A 23722-nucleotide genomic window follows, 5' to 3' on the forward strand; every position below is an offset into this window, starting at 1 on the left:
TATATCAGTTGTGTCGATACTGTATCGACACGCTTCGATATTGCAACTGTCCTGCAGGATTGTAATAAGCAAAGCAATTTTGAACGCACAAAATCGTTGTTTTGGCTAGACATCGGTAATGCCTAAAAAACAGGACAAGTAGTACTATCCACTTTAGGAGAAATCAAACAGCATAATTCAAAACTATACAGGACTGTATCAAATCTTCCTATGGTTACAGACGAATTTAGGGAACTATTGGAAGCGAAGTATGATAATAATGAGGCGAGTTGCTTGTTTGCTGAACCACTCGAAAAACAAGATTTGTTTATTAATTCCATGCTTACCAATATGGGAGCATCGCTATTATGGAAACTTTTTCGTGACGGCATGACAACAAGAAGAGGCTTCTTTCTCAACCTTGCCAATTTTAGATCAGAACCAATAGCGGTGAGTTAATGCCCGCCGCCCCGCAATTCCTCTTCCTTTCGTCAGGGAATTGCGGGGCGTTCTAAGCGGTTGCGCCCACTTGCGCAGAACAGGCCTTAGTCGGCTGTTCACGCATGCGGGCGCGGGTTGGTTTTATTATTGTTAATCTTTTCTTAGACAAAAATATAGTTTTAAGAGGTTAATTATTAGTATTTTTGTTGATAAAGAAAATCTTACCTATTGTTATTATTTTTTAGAATCCTTAGTTGTGCTTACTTTAGATCTTGCACATTGTGAAGAAAACTTAATAAAACAATAAGTATAGCATCCTTTTTAAAAAATCAAAAAACTTTTTTTTATATACTAGTTTCAAAAACTAGATATTATAGGAATTGTAGTTCAATAGAATAGCTATGAATTTAAAACGTACAGTAGAGCAAAGAAAAATATTCTCTAAATTACTTAATGAGGGTAAGACTCAAAAAGAAGCTTCGCAAATAATTGGGATAACCGAAAAAACAGCAGGAGCTTGGAAAAAACAGCTACCTTCGATTATTTATAGTCAGCAAAGAAATGATATCCAAAAAAAGATTTCAGTTGCTTTAAATGACCCAAATGCAACTGCTTCTGATATTGCCAAATTAACAGATGCCGCAGTTAAATTAGAGAAGTGTATCCAATATGCAATAAATAATTCCTTTTAAGAATAACCTCTTCATGAAAATTCCACCATCAAATTAATTACCAAAATATAGCTTAACTTAGTGAACAGTTTTATTTGCATATACAAGCTAGATATTAGTGATATTAATTATAAATATACAGGTATAAATACGTAGTGATTGATTTTTGTGAATCGATATATTTGTAAGGACAATGTGGTTTCCCATAAAAAAGATTCCTATTAATGAATGATATTTGAATTACCTTACATAATATAATTCAGAAGTATACCTATTAAAGCAAAGTAAAACATGAAGATTCTCCATACAGCAGACTGGCATATTGGCCAATTGTTTCACGAATATGACCGTACTTATGAACACCAACAGTTTCTAAATTGGCTAGTTGATACTTTGCAAACAGAACAAATAGATGTTTTGCTCATTAGTGGAGATGTTTTTGATATTTCCAACCCATCGGCATCATCCATAAAAATGTTTTATTCTTTTCTAAACAAAGCCACTAGAGTAAATCCTGATCTACAGGTTGTTATTACAGCAGGCAATCACGATTCAGCATCTCGTTTAGAAGCTCCAAAACCCTTATTGGAATCTTCTAATGTACATATTATAGGATTGGTTGAAAAAGATGCAGAAGGCAATATAGACTACCAAAAGCTACTTGTTCCTATATACGATGCCTCGAAAAATGTAAAAATATGGTGTCTTGCGATTCCCTTTTTGCGCATGGGCGACTATCCTACAATTTTAAATTGTGCAAATCCTTATACTGAGGGAGTGACAACATTATATAAAGAAGCATTTGAATATGCTAGTTTGAAAAAACAAGATGGGCAAGCCATCATTGCTATGGGGCATTTGCATACCCACCACGCCGAAGTAAGCGATTTGGATAAGACTGAAAGACTTATTATGGGAGGTGTGGAATGTATTCCGGCTACAGCATTTCATCAAGATATCAAATATGTAGCACTGGGGCATATTCATAAAGCACAGAGAATAGGTGGAAAAGAACACATTCGGTATTCGGGAAGTCCATTACCAATGTCTTTTTCTGAATTAAATTATAAGCATCAGGTTATCGTTTTTGAACTAGACGAAGAAATCAGCGAGCTAAAATCGATAGAAATTCCATTATCTGTTCCACTTCAAAGAATTCCACAAACTCCTCTGCCATTGCATGAAGTAATTGGATTATTGGATAATCTGCCAATTATGGATAATAATCTACAAACAGTTCCTTTTCTGGAAGTAAGAATACTACTCGACGGACCTGAACCAGCTTTGCGACATAAAGTAGAGACGGCAGTAGCAGGAAAGAGAGTTAGGCTTGCTAAAACTGATGTAAAATATCCAGCATCAACCCTGCAAGCACCAGAATTTATTACACCAGATGAACTTAGCGAACTACTGCCTATTGATGTATTTGGTAAAGTATATCACTCTAGGTACAATATTGATGTCCCTAACGATATTCTGCAACTTTTTAAACAAGTAGCAGAAGAAGTAAACCAAACAGCCGAATAAAATGAAGATATTAGCTATACGCATAAAAAACTTGGCCTCATTAGAAGGAAATACTGAGATTGACTTTACTGCTGAGCCACTTTGTTCGGCAGGAATTTTTGCCATTACCGGAGCTACAGGAGCGGGAAAGTCTACAATTTTAGACGCACTATGCCTTGCACTGTATGGTAAAACTCCCAGATATCTACAAGCAAAAGAAACAGGGATAGATATTTTTGACGTGCAGGGAAGCACACTTAGTCAGGGAGACGTTCGAAGTATCTTAAGAGACGGAACCGCAGAAGGATTTGCCGAAGTAGATTTTATGGGCATTGATGGACAGCATTATCGTGCAACTTGGAGCGTAAGACGTGCAAGAAATAAAGCAGAAGGCAGTATGCAGGCTGATTTGATTACGCTAAAAAATATTACTTCCAATGTAGATATTCCTGGCAAAAAGCTAGAAACTTTAAATGAAATTGTGCGACTCGTTGGTTTAAATTTTGACCAGTTTACAAGATCGGTATTGTTAGCACAAGGTGATTTTACCGCTTTCATGAAAGCCAGCAAAGACGAAAAATCCTCATTGCTCGAAAAACTAACAGGAACACATATTTACTCCGAAATTTCGAAAAAGATATACGAAAAGTACAAATTTGAAGAACAGCAACTTCGCGAGCTTAATTATAGAAAAGAAGGAATTGCTGCACTAAACGAAGAAGAACTAAAAACTTTACTCGAAGAACAGGGTGTTTTAGAAACCCAAATCAAAGGTTTCGAAAAAGAAATAGAAAATTTAACAATGGAAATAAATTGGCACGAACAGCTAGCCAAGCTGCAAGTTAGTCATTTTGAAGCCAATACTGTATTACAACTATCAACTGAAGTTAAAGTAAATGTCCACCAACGCAGGCTAAAGCTACTAGTGACCGAACAGGCACAACAAACTAGAAGTTGGGTAGATGCACAAAGACATGCCCAACAACAACATACTGAGAAAACAACAATACTGAATACCTTACAAGGAACAATTACTTCGCTTCAGGAGCAAAAAGAAAAACTTGAGATACATCTTTTAGCATTAGAAACTGATCTTAAAGCAAAAAACATAGCTCTTAATGATACTTTGCCTCTGCTGGAGCAGGCAAGAAAACTGGACACTCTGCTTGCTGAAAGAAAGGAACAAGCAGAGAATGCCCAAAAAGAAGCAGAAAGTGCTTCATTAAATGTCAACCAACAACAAAAAGTTCTGACGGAGAAGCAAATTGAATTGACCAACCTTTCTGATAAAATTAAGATTATAGCAGATTGGAAGACAGAAAATGCAGATCGTAGCCCCATTGTTGACAATAGAAATGTTATCCTTTCTAAATTACAGGATGCTCAAAAGCTTTTAGGGATATTACAGTCTTCCAGTGAGGAGCTGGATGTATTGAAGCATAAAATTAGCAAAAGTGAAACTGATAAAATAATAATTGAGGTAAACTTGGACCAATACACAAAAGAATGGGAAAGTTTAAAAAAAACCTATGATTTACAGTCCAAAGAGCTATTATTAATACCTATTGAAACCTTAAATCTGGATAAGGTAGAAGCAGATCGTTATGTTGAAAATACAATAAAAGCTCAATCTAATTGGCAGCTGTTCTACAATGCAATTACAGACCTTGAAACCTTAAATCAGAAACAACAAAAAGATCAGTCGGATTACAAAACAAAAGAGAAAACTTTAGGAGAACTTGCCCAGAAATTAGTTGTAGAACTTGCTCAAAAAGATACAGCTGCACAACTTCTGAAACATGCCCGACTGGCATCTGCCGAAAATGTAGAAACGCTTAGAGAGACTTTAATCGATAATCAGCCATGTCCGGTATGTGGTAGCACAAGCCATCCCTATGCACTGCACAATCCGCAATTAGAGAACGTATTGGCTAAGTTGGAAGAAATTTACGACGAAAAAGAACATCTTCACCTCGTTAGTTATCGTGAGCATGTTGCTTTGGAACAAGTGTTTAAAACACGAGAGGAAACCATTCAAAGTCAGAGCGAGGCTCTAAAAATAAATGAAGCTGCCCTTGAAAACAAAAAGCAAGCATGGGAGAAATTTGATATTGCAAAAGAAAATCCTTCCATTACCAATGAAAAAAGAGCTGAGTGGATCGAGGAAAAGTTACAGACCCTAAAAACCAAACAAGCAGACTTGCTTTTGCAGATACAAGGTCATGCCGGCCAAAAACAACAACTTGAAGCAAGTAAAATCAAAATTGACCAACTAAAAGAAACCATTGACAGCCTTGCTAACCAAGTTAAGGACATGAGAAATTCTATCGCCTTATACACAGAACAGCATAGTGGAAAAATTAATGAAAGGAACAAAGCTACATTGGATCTTAGTGAAGTAGAAAAAACACTTTCACCTTATTTCACGACTTCAGACTGGATGGAAAACTGGAAATCAGCTCCATCTGCATTTGTAGAAGGTATTAACAGCTTTGCTAAAATATGGAAAGAAAACGGTGAAAAGTTTACGCAATATACCCTTCAAAAAGGAGCATTTGAAGCATCATTAAAAGAACTGGAAAACCAAACCAAAAGCCTTTTAGCAGAGTTTACAACGAAGACAGTAGCGTATACAACGCAGCACCAAAATTATCTTGATCTTAAGCAACAGAGAGAAACCATTTTTGAAGGAAAATCGGCAGAAGAAGTTGAGGGGCATATTAAACAAGCAGTAACCGAAGCCCAAAAACAACTGGATCAGCTTAAAGAAATACAGCAACAATTGAGTACTAATAATACAAAAGCCAACACTCAAAAAGAGGAATTGCTTGTAACATTAACCTCATTAGAAACAGAAGCCAAAAAAGCTTCGCAAAAAACAGAAGCTTGGCTTGTCAATTACAACCAAAAAAACAACCAATTCTTAAGCATTAACGAACTGCATGAACTTCTTACATTAAACAACGATTGGATTGATGCCGAGCGTATGGCATTACAAGCAATTGATGATGAAGTAACAAAAGCAACCTCCATCCTCGTTGAAAGAAAACAACTGCTGGATGTTCATCAGCATAAATCGTTATCCGAACGCCCACTCGAGGAGCTCAGCGCATTATTTACGGTTGCAAAATCAGATGCAGAACTACAGAAACATAAAAAAGGTGAAATTGGTTTCCAATTACAACAGGACGAGGTCAATAAGTATAAAATTGGTGACTTGCTGAAAAGCATCGCAACACAAGCGGGTATTACAGAAAACTGGAGCAAACTGAATGAAATTATTGGCTCTGCAGATGGTAAAAAATTCCGCCAAATTGCTCAGGAATACACACTTGATGTGTTGCTTGGCTATGCCAACATTCACCTACAGGCACTCACCAGCAGATACAAGATTGAACGTATTTCCGCTACACTTGGATTACAGGTAGTGGATCAGGACATGGGCGATGAAGTACGAACTGTCTATTCACTTTCAGGCGGAGAATCGTTTCTGGTATCGCTTGCATTAGCCCTAGGACTAGCTTCTCTGTCATCCAGCCGAATGAAAGTAGAATCTTTGTTTATTGATGAAGGTTTTGGTTCCTTAGATCCCACCACGCTCAATATCGCCATGGATGCTTTGGAAAGACTCCACAACCAAGGCCGTAAAGTCGGTGTCATCTCCCATGTGCAAGAAATGACTGAGAGGATACTGGTACAGATTAAAGTGAGTAAGCAGCAAAGTGGGAAAAGTAAAGTGGATGTTTTGGGAATGTAAATAAAAACTAATCAAACTTAAAACTATGAAAATAAAAATTTTAAAAGCAGGTAATGGAGATTCTATAATTTTATCATTTAATGATGGAAAAGAAAACCGAAATATATTAATTGATGGTGGTATTGGTGATACTTATAAAAGTTCCTCAAATGTAAATGGTGATTTATTTAAAGTAATTAAACAGATTCAAGAAAATGAACAATGCATAGACCTTCTCATTTTAACCCATTTTGATGATGACCATATTGGAGGGATTTTAAGATGGCTGAATAAAGATAAAGAGGCTCCTAAACTTATTAAAAAAGTTTGGTTTAACTCAGGAAAGGAAATAGCTAAGAAGTTCGAAAGTGATGAAAACAAAGATTTAGATATTGAAATCACTGACGGAGCAGACGATTTTCATACCAGCCTTAAACAAGGAATTAAATTTGAAAAGTATCTTAGGGATAATAATTTATGGGAAGGGCAGATTATTGAACAAGGATTAGAATTTAATTTATTTGGCGTAAAATTTAAAATTTTGTCTCCTAATAACGAGAAGTTAGATATACTTTTAAAGTTGTATGAAAAACAAAAGGACTATTTTACAAGTGGTAATGGTGAATATGATTTTAAAATTACTTTAAAAGATTTTATTGATGAAGAAAACAAGCTTAATTTTAAATTTAAAGAAGACTCAAGTGTTGCCAATGGTAGTTCTATAGCCTTTATTATGGAGTACGAGAATAAACGTTTTTTATTTTTAGGTGATTCACACCCATCTGTTGTGATAGAAGGTTTAAAAATGTTTGGATACGATAAATATAATCCTTTGAATACTGAGCTAATGAAGGTCTCTCACCACGGCAGTGCGTACAATACAAATAAAGAACTTTTAGAAATTGTAAAAACAGATAATTACCTAATAAGTTCAAATGCAACTAAGCACGGATTACCTAATAAAAGAACAATAGCAAGAATTATTGATAATAATCCAACTGCTATTATACGCTTTAATTATGGTTTAAAAGATAAAATTTTTTTAGAAGAAGATTGGAGTAGCTTTGCATGTTTTAAGGCTAAAGAAACTAATGAATTTACTTATAAATGGATGAAAACGATTTAAAAAAATATACGGTCATTTTAGGTGGTGGTAGTGGAGTTTTATTTCAACCTTTGTATGAAACAATAACTTATGTACTTTCTGCTAAACACGTGTTTTATAACGAAGTGAAAAATGATGATGGTTTAAACACAAAAGAACTTAAAGATATAATTAGTATATCTTACTCTGATACACAGAATGCTCCAAATGATATCGATATAAAAAAAGATGAAAACTATTTTGAACATCCTGATGTAAATGTAGATGCTTCTATTCTAATTATAAAGGAGATCTTAGGTTGTAATAAAATTTTTGTAGATGAAAATTGTATCGCATTTAATGATTGTTTACTATGTGGTTATCCTAGTAAAATAGATGATAATAAAAATGACAGATATAGTAATCATCAAATTAATCGTAAAATCAATATAACTAATAACGGGTATTTTAGATTAGAAACAAACTTTGGAAATCTAAATCATGAAGATATTAAAGGGTTTTCCGGCGGAGGTATTTTGAGATTAAGTAATGGAATAATAAACATTATCGGAATTCAATCATCTACAACTACGGATTATGCAAATGGACAAATAGATGTTGTTCCGATTAATAAATTTATAGAAATAGTTGAGGAGAACAGTTTATCAGAAATGATACCTTCATTTCTTACAAGTTTTAAATTCTTAAAGGACAAGGCTTTTGATATTTCTGCGGGGATATTAGATGAGAATATTTCTTATACAAGAAAGTTTCTGAAAGATAAAACACTTGCAGTTATTAATAGTGACATTACTCCAATATTTATCAAAGATCTTTTTAAAGAGAGATTATTAATTAATGAAAATAATGGTGCGAAACTTAATGATGAACTAATTTATGTTACTTGGTTAGAGTTCTTAACATTAATAAATATTGCAAAAGAATTTGCTTGCACTCAAAATGATCTTGAAAGTATTTTTTCAATGACAAGATTATTGTATAAGAACACAAATGTTGATTGGCAAAGCGATAATTTTCTAGAAGATTGTTTGTCATCAAACTACTTAGGATTAAATGAAAATGGTACTGTCTTTATAAAGACAAATAGCATTCCAGTCGCTGGAAATATAGCTTATTATAAGTTAGAAAAAGGCAGTTTAGTGCCGAGAATTGATGCTTTCAGAAAAAGTTATGAAAATGGAACCTTAACAGTTAATAATATTGGGAGTGCAGTATCTGATGTAGATGAGTTTGCATTTGATAAATATAATTTTATTCATTTTGAATATTTAAAAAAATACATGCTCATTGAAAATAGTGACGATTTCAAAACTTATAAAAGACCTAATGAAAATGAACTATTAATTAAACTAAAAGAAGAATATGGAAAAGTATTTGGAATATAGCGCGGATGTAATAAATCAATTAAAAGAAAAATATAAGACTTGTGATTTTCAGTTTCAGTTAGCACACGCAAATGTAAACATATCTGTATTTTTTGTATTAGCTAAGAGTTCTATTCTTTCTGAAGAAAGTTTATGGGAAAATATTTCAAAAGAAATTGCATTAAAATACCAATCTAAATTAGAAACAGTATATGAAAAATGGAATCTCTACATCATATATATCACGAGCGATATAACTCCTAAAGAACTAAAAAATAAAGTTGAAAATGATAAATTTTCAAGTAGAAAAATTGTTGAAGATTCTTATAGTAAAGAATTTGATAATGATGAAGCAAATCGATTAATTGTAAAGCATATTACAAATTCAGATTTAAAAGAAATTGTAGATAAAACTCAAGAAGTTACAATCTCTGAATTTGTTCCAAAAAATAAAAATATTTGGGAGCTTTTAGAAAAAGAGGAAAAAGTTATTGGAGATAGAGAAGCTCAAGGAAAATTAATTAAGGAAATTACCAAGTTATGAAAATTAAAAGTGTAAAAATTACTGGATTCAGAGCATTTGAGAAAGAGGCAGATTCTACTTTTGATTTCACTTCTAACGGTGAAATAATGAATTTTGCCTCAATTTATGCTCCAAATGGTTTTGGTAAAACGTCTTTCTATGATGCTGTTGAATGGGCAGTTACTCATAAAATTCAACGTTTCGATCGAATGGTTGATTTTGAAAAAGTAAGAAAAGACAATGATGCTCCATTATTATTAAATAAGGCTTCGTTTTCAGGAAAGGTAATAGTAGAAACGAGTTTAAATAGTTTTGAGAATGTTATTAATAAGAAAAAAGTTTATAAGTATAATGAGAAACCCGTAAACGAATATTTTCAAAATCAAATATTGACTCAAGATTTAATAGATGCATTTCTAAAAGAAGAGAAAGCTGATAAGCGCTATGAAAATTTCATAGAAATTGATGATAGTTTAAAAAAGTATGATACAATATATAAGAAAATAAATCGGTTATTAGAATATATCAAGGAGGAAAGAAAATCTTTAGAAAGTAAAAAATCGGAAGAAGAAAAATCATTACAAACTGAGATAGACTTTGAACAAGAGTTCAAAAAGTTTGATGAAATTAACGAAGTAATTAGCTATCTAAAAAAAGAAGATGAAAATATTGATTTTATTAATCAACATTCATTTAACCCGACATCTTACGACAATTTATCCCGAAATATTGATGTTCGACTGTTATCACTGGAAGAGGAGCTAATTAAAGCTAAATTGCGTATTGATACAATTACTTTAGCAAGAGATGGTGAAGAAATTGAAGGTAATGAATTGAATGGAGGCGTTTTGTCTTATCTAGGTAATAGAAATAAGATTCTAAAATTAGATGAACAATCTAAAGAATTAGATCAAATAATATTGTGGTTTGAACAGCAAGAAAGGCTAAATAACGAATTAAGTTTAAATAATGAAAATGTAAAGATTGAGCAAAACAGATTGCAGATAACTATTAATATTGAGAAGCAATTTGAATCTTTTCTTGCTACACAAACTGAAATTGCTGCTTTAGAAAAAAACATAGATGAATTAAAAAGCAAATCACTAGTTGCTAAAGGTGAAAAGCTCGACTCCGAAAAAGAGAAAAATGATGCAACAATAAAACTCAATGAGCTTAAAAATTCTTTGGTTAGGAATCAATCAATCCTAAACAATATTCCGACCCAAAAAGAACATTTAGAAGCAACTTCTCCGATTATTTTGGAGTTAGAAAAAAAAATTGGTGATTTATCAAAATTAATAGTATCAGAAGAAAAAAAGTTGAATGATTCAAAAGAAATTTTAGATCAATTTGGATATTATGAGAATAGGATTAATGATGATATAGAGCTTTTATTAGAGTTTAATTTATTTAAAGAGCATCAAGAATTGATTACTAGTTATATAGAAGGATCGAAAAAACTAAAGGATTTAAAAAGTAATATTGATGATGTCCAAAGTAAAATTGATAGTCAGAACCATTTTAATCAAGAATTAAAAGAATTTATAAATGCAGGTTTAGAGTTAGTCAATAAATCAGAAAGTTCAGATTGCCCTTTATGTAATCATCATTATGACTCATTTGAAAATGTATCAGAGAGTATTTTATCTAACAAATTAATTGACAGTAAATTAAAAACATTTTTAGAAGCAAAAAATGATAATGAAAAAGAATTAAATAACTTAGTAATAAAACTATCTAGCAACAAAGAACAAATTGGAAAAACTTTTTCTGCATTAAAACAACCTTATTTATCAGAGCAGAAAGTTACACAAAATACAATAAATAAACTAGTTTTAGAGAGAAAGGATAAGTTAAATGATTTAAATAAAAATCAATTAACCTTACAAGAATTACTTTTATTTTTTGGAGATCAGCAGACCCCTGATCAATTGTCAGTGAAGATACAGGAAGATGTATTTGAGATAGAGAAACAATTACTCGATAGGAATAAATTACTTGATACAATTGCCAGTAAAGTTTTTAACATAGATTCATTACTAAAAACATACGAAGAAAATTTAAAAATTTCTGAAAATAATCTTGTAAAACTTCAATCTTCAATAGACTATGAGGAAGTAAGGAATTTCTTTATTGAAGTGCTAAATTCTAACAATTTTGAAAAATCTATATTATTAGAACGTATCACTAGTATTCAGTTAATTATCAGTTATATAGTAGTTAAAATTGAAGGTCTAAATTTATCTTTAAGTGAGATAAATACTAAATTGTCAAATTATCCTATTACCAACGAGGAATACATTAAGAAAAAAGAACTGGTAAAGAACACTAAAAATTTAGCTTTAAGGATATATGATAATTATGAAAATTATATTCTATCAGAGTTTGGTATAGAACTAAGTGATAAAGATAAAGCTGAAATTGAGAAAGAATTTTCTGGTCTAATTGAGAAGCAAAAGGAAGTTGAAAAGTTAATTGAAAATAAAAAAGAAAAATTTAAAATAACTAGAATTTTAAACGATGCTTGTATAAAAGCTACTGAATCAAAAAAAGTACAAGACCGCATTGAAGAAATCAACAACAGCTTAAAAGAATTAGAAGATGCTGAGGGCAAATTAAATATTGAAAGAGGAAGTCTTAAATCTTTTCTTAAGAATACAATTGAAGCTTATTTTTATACACCTTTAATTAATGCTATTTACGAGAAAATAGATCCACATCCTGATTATAAGTCAATTGAATTTGAATGTGATTTTGCTGAAAATAAACCCCGTTTACAAATTTATACCTGGTCGTCTAATGAAAAAGGACAAAAAGTTAGATCTGTACCTTCTCTTTATTTTAGCACTGCTCAAGTAAATATTTTAAGTTTAAGTATTTTCTTAGCACGAGCATTAAAAACAAAGGATCATAATGGGGAACCTGTTGACTGTATTTTTATTGATGACCCAATTCAATCAATGGATAGCATTAATATTCTGTCTTTTATAGATTTATTTAGAGGTATTACCTTGTCTTTAGGAAAACAATTGATTGTTTCAACCCACGAAGAGAACTTTCATTTATTACTAAAAAAGAAAATCCCATCAGATTTGTTTAAATCTAAATTTTTAGAGTTTGAGACTTTTGGAAAGTTGAAAACAAATTAATTAAATTTTAACAGTTTTGCTAACTCCCTGCAATGAAAGAAATCGATCTCTATTCCGAAGCCAAGCCACGCTATTATCAGCTCATACCCAACAAGGAAGATGGGCTGATCATTCTTGCTCTATATCAAAAATACGAAAAGCAGGAATTTACGGAAGACCAGATCATACAAATAATCAATAAAGTTCTTACAGATCTGGGTGGTTCAGGACAAAGGGAAGAGAATAACCGAAACAACACTATCATCCTGCGCCTGCAGGAATTTTTTCTGTGGCGCGACAGGAAAAGAAAAGTATATGGAGTTAAAAACTACGGAGAAGAGCTTAACCAGAAAGGAAAATTAAACAGGAATTATTACATGCAATCCTCCATGGGATGGCTTGCCTATAAATAAACGGATAGGTGTTCTAAGAAATGAATATCAAAAAAATGAAAAAATTGAGAGAACGGAAACTGAAGAAATTTACAGGGCACGTGTCAAACCATTGTACGGTATGCTTGGTGAAACCTGAGAAAGGTTTGTATAAGAAGTTTTTTTAAATGGCACTGTACAAAGATTCGGACGTGAAATTCAAACTCAGCGTTTGACCAAAATGGTCGATTTAACAACGGAAGATTACGATAAAATGAACGAAAATAAGGGTAAATGCTCCACTTATTTTTTTAGGACATGATAGTGCTGGAAGATTAATAGAAGAGCTTCCAGATTCCTCGGAGTTTTTAGCAGATATTACTATATCAGCAGATTTTGAAATCAGAAATCGTCGTAAGTAATTATAATTAAAGAATAAACACAAATTATGTATGATTTACAGCACTTAGGTTGGTATGGTTTCCAAGAATTGTGTAATTCAATCGCTAGAGAGATTTTAGGTCAGACAGCAATGTCGTATTTACCGTCAAATGACGGTGGTCGGGATGGAAGTTATTATGGTAAATGGAATAAATCAGAAAACGATTCTGTTCAGGGCAATTTTGTCATACAATGCAAATTTACATCCAAACAAAATTACAACCTGAAATTATCTGATCTAAGCGAAGAATTGCCTAAAGCAGAATTACTGGTAAATAAAGGAATTTGTGATATTTATATCATTATGACAAATGCAGGAATTTCGGGACGAGTTGCAGAAAAAATTCAAACAGAATTTAAAGCTTTTGGTTCAAAACATGTTTATGTATTTGGCGGTGATTGGATATCAAGTCAAATTAAAGAAAATCCGAGACTAAGGAGAATGGTTCCAAGGGTTTATGGCTTAGGTGACCTATCGCAGATTTTAGATGCACGGGTTTATTCACAAGGAGCTGCTTTGCTTGAATATCTAAAAGAAGACTTGGCAAAAGTTGTAATTACTACTGCATATGATAGAGCGGCAAAATCAATTGAAGAACATAATTTTGTTTTATTAGTTGGAGAACCAGCTGCTGGTAAAACAACAATTGCATCGTTGCTTGCGATGGGGGCACTTGATCAATGGAAAGCTATGACATTTAAATTGGATACTGCAGAACAAGTGATAAAACATTGGAACCCTGAGGAACCCGGGCAATTCTTTTGGATTGATGATGCTTTTGGAGTAACACAATATGAGTCAACACTTAGTGGCAGATGGAATCATGCTATGCCTTCAATAAAAACTATGTTGAATAAGGGCGCTAAAATTGTGATGACTTCTAGAGATTATATTTACAATGCTGCGAGAAAGGATTTAAAGGTAGGAGCTTTTCCATTATTAAATGAGAGCCAAGTTGTTATTGATGTCCATAACCTTACGCTAAATGAGAAAAGACAAATGCTCTACAATCATATTAAGATGGGGAGACAACCGATAAAATTTCGTAGTGAAATAAAAAATTATCTTGAACAGATAGCAACTCATGAAAGATTCATACCTGAGATTGCACGAAGAATAGCCGACCCTTTTTTTACCAAAAATTTAGAAATCAAAAAATATTCTTTAGATGAATTTGTTCATAAACAGGAAAGCTTTCTGTTAGATATTTTAAATGATTTGGACAAAGATAGTCAAGCAGCTTTGGCTTTGATTTACATGAATAGTGAAAAATTAAAATTACCACTCGACTTAAATGAAATTGAACATAATGCGATTTCACGACTAGGAAGCTCACTTTCTGGTTGTATTGATGCACTTGAAGCGATGAAAGGAAATATGGTTCAGTCCGTCATTATAGAAGATGAAATGTTTTGGAAATATAAACACCCTACAATTGGTGATGCATACGCTAAATTCATTGTTAGTTCTTCAGATATGCTTATCATTTACCTTTATGGGAGTTCTGTGGACATGTTGCTTGGTCAAATTACTTGCGGAAATGTTAATTTAGAAAATGCTGTTATAGTACCTAAAAATTTATTTCCAACAGTATTAAAAAAATTAAAAGCTTATCGAACTACAAAACAATATAAAACTGACTTTCTTTCTGAATGGGGAGCTAAAAGAAACTTATATACTTTTTTATCACGCAGATGTTCTGTGAAATTTTTAAAAATATATATTGAAGAGAATCCAGACATATTGGAGCTTATATCACATCCCAATGTGAATTTGGATTATTCCCCAGAAGTTGAGCTTGTTTACACTTTATTCTCTTCAGGTTTATTCCCCGAAAATTTTAGGAAAAAATTTATTGATATAGTATCAATTTATGCAATTGAAGGTCATACCCTCTATGCTTTAAGGTCAGACGATATAAAAGAAATGATTAATGTTGATGAATTTGAAGAACTTTTAGAGAGAATTAAAGCTGAACTAATACCAAAAATTTCAAATTTAAAGGAAACATACAAGTCCAATTATAGACAAGATGAAGATGCGGAATATCACATGTCTTCTCTAAAAGATGATTTAGAAATTATTGAACTAGAATTTTCTGATGAGCCACAAATAGTATTTACTGTTAATAGAGAGATTACTGAAATTGAAGAGTGGGTTATTGAAAATACATCAGTAGAAAAAATCATTAAAAGGGAAAAACTAAGCACTAAAAGTGATGAAAACCAAGACAAAGAAAGAAGTATATTTGATGATATTGATAAATAAATTTTATCGTTTTTAATTGAGAACGCCTCGCAAGATGACATAAAGTATCCGTCTTGTAGATTGAAAGGGATTTATTTGTAGCTGTAATTCTAAAAAAAACTTCAACTTGTTAAAAGTGTCAATTTTGTGTCAAGGGGGGGGCTTTAGTATGACTATGTTTAAAGGCAGATTTTTTTATATAAATATATAATGTAAATCAAAGAAAGATGAAGCTAATAAAATTTAATTCTAACACAAGAGATGAAGTTCTTTTAATGTTTTATCAAAGTAAAATATTAAAAGAACTACAGACTATTAAACCTAAATGGGCATATGGCCCAAATATTAAAGAGGCTTTGCAAGATTTCAATGACGATTATGAGATATTTCTAGTAAAATCTGTGGATCTTATTTTCAACGCCGAAATGTATGAAGTTAGTACAGAAATAGTTTTTACTGGAGCTGATATTAATGATCGAAGAATTACGAGAATTTTACATCGTTGGGATAATGGTAAATTTATCGATCCTCCAACAATTAGTTTATCTAATGTAGATTCAAATAGAATTTCATTTTCAGACGGAAGTCATAGAGCAAAGTTGGCATATTTTTTAGAATACTTTCAAATTCCAGTTTTAGTTTACAAACCTGATATTGATGCTATAAGTAAAATACTAAAGCTTACTTTACCATAAATTTTATTTGTCGTCTTAAGATGAATAAATCTATAACTAATATTTAGTTACCTTTGTCCTTCAAAAGAGTCGGCTAAAAGCTTCAAATCTTCTAGTAAAAGGTTCGAATTCTGTCCAATTAAGTTCACAAATGGCTATAATTAGCTAAAAAGCAAAGTGCACATACAGGTCGTAAGACCAAGTATAGTGCGCTTTTTTTGTTTTTTAACCAATTTTTAATAGCCAGATGAATCATACTTCAGATAGGATTTTTGACATACTCGTTGACACAAACAAAATCTATGTGTCAATGAAAGATAAATTTAGCATCCGAGCATATAAAAATGCAGACGGAAAATCACCAATCAGTTTACATCTTTCAGGTGATTATAAGCGAGAACGAATCTCACTTAATATATATGTGAATGCGAAAGAGTGGGATTTGAAAAAGGAACGACCGATTCCTGTATCCAAAGAAAATCAAGATATCAATTTGATTCTTGACAACATTAAATCTAAACTTACCACAATTAAGACCTCGTATCGTCTCGCAGATAGAGTTCTTACACCCGAAAACTTAAAGAAAGAATTTCTCATCGGAATGCCACGCATCCGATTTACAGCTTTTTACGACATGATGCTGGAGGAGGAGAAGGTATTGATGGAAATAGGTTCTTATAATAGATATAAATCAGTACTTCGGAAATTGATTATCTATGATAATGATGTTACGTTTATGAATATCGACCAAAGTTGGTTGGATAAATTCCGTAAATATTTACGTGGATTAGGTAATGAAAGTACCACGGTAGCAGGAAATATTGATGCGGTAAGAAAGTTTCTTGGCATTGCCAAAAAAGCGGGGATTAAATTAAGCCTTAATCTGGATGACATTGAAGCAGGAAGCACCAAAGGTAATAGAACCAGTTTATCAGTTCATGAACTGAAAAGATGTGCGGGGTATTATTTCAGTGATTATATCAGTGATTCTTATCGATTGATTTTAGGATATTTTTAATTTAGCTGCATGACTGGTTTACGTATTTCAGATGTTCAAAAATTGAAGCGCAGTAATTTTATGGACAACTACGTTTCTTTTGTTGCCAAAAAATCGAAAAAGGATCAGTCGATTGCTATGAATTTGAAAACCCGTGAAATAGTTAATCACGAGCCTTTATTATTCGAAAAGAAATTTGCAGACCAACACATCAATGATGAGTTGAGGAAGATAATGAAAATTTTTAAAAATTCAAAAAAAAGTTACCTTTCACGTTCCACGCCACACTTTTGCAACCAGTTTTTTAAGAGCAGGAGGTCAAGTTGAAAAACTTCAACTTTTATTGGGACATAGCGACATAAAACAAACGATGATTTATGTACACATTGTTCAAGCTGATGCCAATGCTGAGATTTTCTTGCTAGATAACTTATTCTAATCCCTCCGTTTCAATTTTCACTTCATACTGATTGGGTTTGATTTCGGTTATATTGATTGTTTTAATAATATGAAATCTTTTGTAGGCAAAGATTTTAGTCTTTGCCTACATGTTTAACAATTGCTCGTTCCATGCTTTGAATGACCACGAAAAACAATGTGAATTAATGCGAAAATTGAACCATTCCTTCCAATATTGCAAATGCACTGCTGGTAATAAATAGTTGTCTATTGGTTGTGCCAAATTATTTCCATTATAAAGGCCTGAATAAGGCACTAGAAAAACCTTTGAATCATTCGATTCTAGAGCATAAGCGGTTTGAGCATTTTTCCGAGTGAGTAAAGGCAATGGCAAGGCGTTTATTTCGATTGGCGTTGTCTTTTCGTTCGTGATATAATTAGAATTTAAAACCGATTCCTTAGAGTGAAATACGGGAAGAAACTTGTAATCCTTATTGTCTATATCTGCAAATTTTAAAAGAAAAGAAGTGCCCTGACTAAATTTTATAAGTGGATTTTTGACCTCAGTAAATTGCAAATCAATTGTGTTTTGATAATTTATCTCGGCGTCGATAGGCTTAAATGATCTTTATTAGGAACTCATATAGGAAGAAGAACATTTGTTTTGCATTATCAGTAGCCATTCCTGTGCAATTAATTATGAAATGCACAGGACGACATTCTGACTATAAAGCTATGAAGCCATAAACTGATGTTCAGGTTAGTATTAAGGTAAGCGCAATGAGTAAATTAAATGAAACATAATATTATTTATTTCTTATTCAGCGTTTTTAAATTTGTCTTTAGCTATTTTTTTGAAGAATTACTTCAACATAAAGTTCATCTTTATCAATCTTATAATTTTTTTTCTTGACAAAGAATAAATGCTTGATAACCCCCAATTCGGGTTTGTTTTCTAAATAATTAATTGTTTTTAAACAATTAATAAACGTTCCTTCTAACGAGAAAATATAACTCGTAGTAGTGTCATTTTTATCATTTAGATTTTGGTGTGGGGCTTTAAAATCAGTTATTTTTACATGAGTCTGATTGGTGTAAAAGGTTAACTGTTTTAATAGTTCATTTTGAAAAGAAGCTTTTGTTTTGATCTCGTGTGACATTAAATACTTATCCAATTGTTTTTCTTTGTATTTTAACTGAGGAATAAGTACAGGGAGTTCAATGGAATTTTCAATGAGAGCTTCTTTGGATTTAAGAGCTTGGTAATAGTTTATTGTATTGCTGATAGCGAATGAATAGCAAAGGTATAGCATTACACCAAAACTCAATAAGAGTATTTTATTTTTTCGATTGAATGTCATGTTACTTTAGATTGATTTTTACACTAAATTCAGTTTCGTTATTGTCGTTTTTTCCAAAGTGTATAATGACTACTTTTGAAGTCCAATACTTTTTTTCGATAGCTTCAATCCAATTGGTAAAAGCGGTATTGTCTTTAGAAATACCACTAATTAAAATAGTTCTATCGATGTAACGAACCGACTCTTCATTCTTTACCTTTTTTTCAAGTGGATTAAATTCTAATTCAGATAAGAGTATTGAAGGTGGGACCATTTGAGCAATATCATTGCAATAAAAACTACTTTGGGATCCTTTTTTCTCGAAAACATTTTGAACGATACTTTCTTTGTTTTTTACTCTTTGTTTAATAGAAGCTAAGTTTTGAAGATCTACTTGATGAATGGCAATCTTTTCAGAAGCTTCTTGATCGGCTTTAAAGTAATGGGAGAAGCTAAGGAAATTGATAAGCAGAAGTGCAAGTAATACTCCAAGAATTATTTTTGAACCTTTGGAAAAAAAGCGTTGTTGAAGATACTCTTCTTTTTTTAAGCTACTTAGTGTAATGATAGACCCGGAGTTAGATGTAAAATTAGATACTAATCTAATAGTCCCAGAAAAAGCAAGCAGTTGCGCATTAGGAATTGCAAGATTGTTAATGTCGAAGCTTACTGAAGGTAATTCTTCTGCGGAAGCACTCATTATAGTCTCTTGCTCATTATTAGTAATAATTTGATGATTTGTGCGTAATTCATCATAAGTGCTATATTTTCTTAAATCAGCAATAGCGCAAGTACCAATACTAATACCTGTTATACCAATCTGCTGATTTTTGAATTTTTGAATTAGCTCATCCAAATAATTTTTACGGGTTATAGCAACAATAGTTTTTGATTTTAATCGCCATATTTCGTAATAAAAAGTTTCCCAATTGGTGTTTGGGAAAGCTTTGTTTACTAATTTTTCATCAGAAGGGTCCATATAAAGTACTTCTTTTTGGAGGACTTGATTGGTGTTTAATACTAAAAAATAGGGTAGAGATTTGTCCCATTTTTCGGCAATCTCTCCTTTGTAGTGAACTTTATCTTTTTTTTCTATTAGTAATCCTTCTTTCTTTTTCGTTACCTCGACAAGTGCAATTTTGTTTATATTATTACAAGAATAAAGTTCAATACTGATGTATCGATTCCCCATTAATAGCGTATCTATTTGCGGTATTTTCATTAGTAGATTACTATTGGCTTTATTAAAACGGATAGTTTTTTCTTTGATTCTTCTTTTTTTCTGGAGCTAAATAACCATTTTAGTATTGGGATTCTGGAAAGCAGAGGAACACCACTACCAGAGTCATTTTTAACTGATTCTTCTAGACCTCCTAAAACTATTATATCTTGATCTTTGACTCTAATTATAGAGGTAAATTCTCTGGAATTTATTCCTGGAGGAGCATCTTTGTCTACTTTTTGACCGTTGAAACTAGATTGAATAACTTTAATATCCATAGTAATTTGACCATCACCAGATACTAAAGGCATTATGGTCACCGATAATTCAGCGTCTATAGGTTGGTAGTTTTTTATTTCAGAAGCTTGCGGTATTTGTGATCCATAAAAACTTTGATTGGTTACCACATAATAAGTGGTTTCTCCAATTGATAAAAACGCTTTGTGTCCATTTAAGGTCGATAACCTAGGTGAGGAGCGTATTTTTAAATTCCCGTTACTTTCCATAGCTTTTAAACTCAAATAAAAGTTAGGAACTACTTTTCCAATATTCAAAGAACCGAAACCGTTAAAGCCGTCAATAATTTTATTTATTGTTTGTGCCCCTAATTTTATATCTGCTGTCGGATAAATAGTACCTGCTGTTGTACTGGGCTTATCGCCAATTCCGGCATTAATACCTGTCTCTATAGTTGTGTTTTTATTGATCTCTAATAGCATCACTTCAATTAGTATAACTGGAACTGGTTTATCAATGTACTTAATAAAATTTTCAAATCTTTCAATATTTATCGCAGGTCCTGAAACAACAAAGCTATTTAGTTCTTTATCAACTTTTATATCGAGTTCTTTAGTAATTTCTTCAGGTACTATCGATAAAATAGATTCTGACTTTTTATAACTTGAATTTGTGTTAGAATCATCTGGTGAATTAAAATTGTTATTTTGTTGCTGCAAATCATTATTGATTCTATTATTAGAATTAAAATTTGAAAAGTTATTCGTGCTTGCTATTCTACCGGCACTTCTTCCTTCTTTTGAGGGGTCCCCTAATATGTCTATTGAACGATGCATTAAGGGTATCGTTTTGATATTTCTTACTACTAATTGGTTTTTGGTACCAAAAAAGTACATGTTTCCATTTCTTTTATAGGTGTATCCTTCAGTTGGTGTTGAAATATTGTTTTCTGTTGGATTAAATTGGTTTGGTTGATTGTTTGGTGTTGATTTAGTTTCTTGTTTAATTTCGAAAAGTTTATTTAGTAATTGATCAAAAGTGATGCTTTTTGATTTTACTGTGGCAATACCAATATTATTCATAGGGCTGGAAACGAATAGGTCGATGTCTAGTGCATTACCGATATCAAAAATCACATTAGCAATAGGCATATTTTCAAAATCAACTTCTAATAGTTTTTTATCAGCATCGAGGATGTTAAAAAAGAAATTGCCTTTTCTATTTTTATTTGTTTTGGTTTTACCCATCCCATTATCAGTAGTACTTCCTAAATCATAGCTTTCAAAAATATAAAAATTATCTTTTGACTTTGTAACATTGAGATTACTGGCCAAAGCTAATTTATCTAGTGCAGCATCAAAGGGCATATTGATAATAAATGAAGTGAGTAACTTGTTTTCAAGACCTGGGGTAAAAACAAGATTTTTATTACTGACCTCGGTTATTTTTTTAAAAACATCATATAGTTTATCTTCTTTTACATTTAAGGAAAGCAAATCGTTGTTGTAACTAACGTCAATTGTTTTCGGGATTTCTCTTTCTATTGGTTTTTCATAACTTTTTATAGCTAGTATAGTACCTGAGAATTCTATAGACAGATTGTATTCTTTGGCTAAGAATACCAACAAATCACCTACAATTACATCAGTAAAATTATTGACAATAGTAATTTGGGCTAGATTTGGTGCTACGCTTATATTGAGTTTGTGGACTTCGGCTATGGCGATTAAAAAACTAGCTAACGACGCTTCTTTAATATTGATATTTATTTTTTCTGAAAGTCCCGGTTCAGAGGTGCTTATAGCTTCAATATTATTTTTAATTTGTTGAATTCTATTCTCTTGTCCTAAGAATAATTGTGTAGTTAAAAGTAAAAATAAAGATAATATTGTTTTCATGTGTATATGTTGGTTCTATTGGCGAATATAAATTAAATTATAATAGTAAAGAAAAAACTTCTTCTACAGAAGTAGTTCCCTCTTGTATTAATTGGATAGCATTACTTTTAAGGGTATTGATTTTGTTTTCTTCCAGGTAGCTATCAATAGAAAGTTGATTGTTTTTTATTTTCTCTGATAAAATGGCGTCGATAGGAAGTAGTTCATAGATAGCTTTTCTACCTGCATACCCAGTATGGTGACATCTATCACATCCTACGGCTTTATGATGTTTGCTTAGAGTAGTAGGTACTTTAAATCCTATAGGGAATACACTATTTTGAATTATATCTTCGGTCTTGCAATAGGCACATAGTTTACGGATCAGTCGCTGGGCGACGCTTATGTTTAGGGTACTCGCAATTAAAAAGGGAGGAATCCCCATATCAATTAGTCTGGATACAGTAGCCCAAGCAGAATTAGTATGTATAGTAGAAAGCACAAGGTGTCCTGTAAGAGCTGCTCGAATAGCCATATTGGCGGTGTTCACGTCCCTGATTTCACCCACCATAATAATATCTGGATCTTGTCTTAAAAAAGTTTTCAATGTCGTTGCAAAGTCAAGCCCGATGTTTTCTCTAAGCTGTACTTGGTTGATACCTTCGAGTGTATATTCTATGGGATCTTCAACGGTAAGTATATTGGTATTAGGGACATTTAATTTTTTTAAAGTAGCGTATAAAGTGGTAGTCTTACCAGAACCTGTAGGCCCTGAAATTAAAATAATTCCATTTGGTTTTCGAATGTTTTCTTGGTACAGAGTTAATTCATTTTCAGTAAAACCTAAGGCATTGATGTCTATATGACTGGTGTCCTTGCTAAGGATACGAAGCACCGCTTTCTCTCCATGGAGGGTGGGAAGGATGGATACACGAATATCAAAATCTTCTGAGTTGGTTTGCACAGTGATACGGCCATCTTGTGGTAATCTTTTTTCAGAGATATCCAATTGTGCTCGAATCTTGATTTTATTAATTAGAATTGGGTACTCATCAATAGCAATATTGAACTGTTCTTTTAGCTTTCCATCGAGTCTATAGCGAACTCTTGCATTCTTTTCATAAGGTTCAAAATGAATATCACTACTCCCAATTTCCTTGGCATTAAGCACGATTTTTTCCAAAAAATCAGCAGTATAATGGATTTCGCTGATACTATCAGATTGGGTTTGTCTGTAATTCGTACTCAAATAACGATTGATGTTTTCAGTAGAATCAGATACTAGTTCGATAGCAGTGTTCCATAAAATCGTCAATTCCATTTGCATTTGTTGCAATTCCAGGTGATCCGTTTTTAGCACTGTCACTCCTTGTTGTTGCGCGATAGGAATAATACGGTAATGGAAGGCTTGTTCTGGAGTGACCAGTTGTTGTATAGAAAAGGGGAGGTTGAAATCATTCATA

Annotated in this window: 18 protein-coding genes; 13 read left to right on the plus strand and 5 right to left on the minus strand. The window is 32.2% G+C overall.

Annotated elements, in window-relative coordinates; all coding sequences use genetic code 11:
- Window positions 1-210 precede the first annotated feature (210 nt).
- The 13 genes from ACNQGB_RS04380 (at window position 211) to ACNQGB_RS04440 (ending at window position 17623) form a co-directional block, all read left to right on the plus strand.
- Complete coding sequence (locus ACNQGB_RS04380) at window positions 211-438, plus strand: ubiquitin-activating E1 family protein (protein ID WP_417943677.1); 228 nt, start codon at window positions 211-213, stop codon at window positions 436-438.
- Window positions 439-821: 383 nt separating this feature from the next.
- The gene (locus ACNQGB_RS04385; protein ID WP_417943678.1) at window positions 822-1112 is read left to right on the plus strand and encodes a hypothetical protein; all 291 of its coding nucleotides are present in this window, start codon (window positions 822-824) and stop codon (window positions 1110-1112) included.
- A 270-nt stretch (window positions 1113-1382) separates the two neighbouring features.
- Window positions 1383-2618: an exonuclease SbcCD subunit D gene (locus tag ACNQGB_RS04390; RefSeq protein ID WP_417943679.1), complete on the plus strand. Its 1236-nt coding sequence runs from the start codon at window positions 1383-1385 to the stop codon at window positions 2616-2618.
- Window position 2619: 1 nt separating this feature from the next.
- Window positions 2620-6354 (plus strand): AAA family ATPase, encoded by a 3735-nt coding sequence (locus tag ACNQGB_RS04395; RefSeq protein ID WP_417943680.1) that lies wholly within the window; start codon window positions 2620-2622, stop codon window positions 6352-6354.
- A gap of 25 nt (window positions 6355-6379) precedes the next feature.
- Window positions 6380-7459 carry a ComEC/Rec2 family competence protein gene (locus ACNQGB_RS04400; protein ID WP_417943681.1) on the plus strand — a complete coding sequence of 360 codons (1080 nt, stop codon included), beginning with the start codon at window positions 6380-6382 and terminating at the stop codon, window positions 7457-7459.
- Complete coding sequence (locus ACNQGB_RS04405) at window positions 7441-8823, plus strand: ABC-three component system protein (protein WP_417943682.1); 1383 nt, start codon at window positions 7441-7443, stop codon at window positions 8821-8823. Before ACNQGB_RS04400 ends, ACNQGB_RS04405 begins: the two co-directional genes overlap by 19 nt.
- Window positions 8801-9346 (plus strand): ABC-three component system middle component 1, encoded by a 546-nt coding sequence (locus tag ACNQGB_RS04410; RefSeq protein ID WP_417943683.1) that lies wholly within the window; start codon window positions 8801-8803, stop codon window positions 9344-9346. Before ACNQGB_RS04405 ends, ACNQGB_RS04410 begins: the two co-directional genes overlap by 23 nt.
- Entirely contained in the window at window positions 9343-12474 is a 3132-nt protein-coding gene (locus ACNQGB_RS04415; protein ID WP_417943684.1) for a hypothetical protein, read from the plus strand. Before ACNQGB_RS04410 ends, ACNQGB_RS04415 begins: the two co-directional genes overlap by 4 nt.
- A gap of 32 nt (window positions 12475-12506) precedes the next feature.
- On the plus strand, window positions 12507-12866 hold the full coding sequence (locus tag ACNQGB_RS04420) for a hypothetical protein (protein WP_417943685.1): 360 nt from the start codon (window positions 12507-12509) through the stop codon (window positions 12864-12866).
- Between the two features lie 406 nt (window positions 12867-13272).
- Window positions 13273-15534 carry an nSTAND3 domain-containing NTPase gene (locus ACNQGB_RS04425; RefSeq protein ID WP_417943686.1) on the plus strand — a complete coding sequence of 754 codons (2262 nt, stop codon included), beginning with the start codon at window positions 13273-13275 and terminating at the stop codon, window positions 15532-15534.
- Window positions 15535-15740: 206 nt separating this feature from the next.
- Window positions 15741-16208 carry a hypothetical protein gene (locus ACNQGB_RS04430; protein ID WP_417943687.1) on the plus strand — a complete coding sequence of 156 codons (468 nt, stop codon included), beginning with the start codon at window positions 15741-15743 and terminating at the stop codon, window positions 16206-16208.
- A 289-nt stretch (window positions 16209-16497) separates the two neighbouring features.
- A complete protein-coding gene (locus tag ACNQGB_RS04435; protein WP_417943688.1) occupies window positions 16498-17205 on the plus strand; it encodes a phage integrase SAM-like domain-containing protein in 708 nt (235 codons plus the stop codon).
- Between the two features lie 229 nt (window positions 17206-17434).
- Entirely contained in the window at window positions 17435-17623 is a 189-nt protein-coding gene (locus tag ACNQGB_RS04440) for a tyrosine-type recombinase/integrase (protein ID WP_417943715.1), read from the plus strand.
- A gap of 105 nt (window positions 17624-17728) precedes the next feature.
- Here the strand turns inward: ACNQGB_RS04440 and ACNQGB_RS04445 are convergent, their stop codons facing one another.
- The 5 genes from ACNQGB_RS04445 to ACNQGB_RS04465 all read right to left on the minus strand — a co-directional run bounded on the left by ACNQGB_RS04445 (window position 17729) and on the right by ACNQGB_RS04465 (window position 23721).
- A complete protein-coding gene (locus tag ACNQGB_RS04445) occupies window positions 17729-18160 on the minus strand; it encodes a hypothetical protein (protein ID WP_417943689.1) in 432 nt (143 codons plus the stop codon).
- A 265-nt stretch (window positions 18161-18425) separates the two neighbouring features.
- On the minus strand, window positions 18426-18944 hold the full coding sequence (locus ACNQGB_RS04450; protein WP_417943690.1) for a hypothetical protein: 519 nt from the start codon (window positions 18942-18944) through the stop codon (window positions 18426-18428).
- Window position 18945: 1 nt separating this feature from the next.
- Window positions 18946-20145, minus strand: a complete 1200-nt coding sequence (locus ACNQGB_RS04455) for a hypothetical protein (protein ID WP_417943691.1) — start codon at window positions 20143-20145, stop codon at window positions 18946-18948.
- Entirely contained in the window at window positions 20145-22280 is a 2136-nt protein-coding gene (locus tag ACNQGB_RS04460; RefSeq protein WP_417943692.1) for a type II secretion system protein GspD, read from the minus strand. Before ACNQGB_RS04460 ends, ACNQGB_RS04455 begins: the two co-directional genes overlap by 1 nt.
- Window positions 22281-22317: 37 nt before the next feature.
- On the minus strand, window positions 22318-23721 hold the full coding sequence (locus ACNQGB_RS04465) for a GspE/PulE family protein (RefSeq protein ID WP_417943693.1): 1404 nt from the start codon (window positions 23719-23721) through the stop codon (window positions 22318-22320).
- Between the last annotated feature and the right edge of the window lies 1 nt (window position 23722).

This window comes from Flavobacterium frigidum (assembly GCF_048286795.2).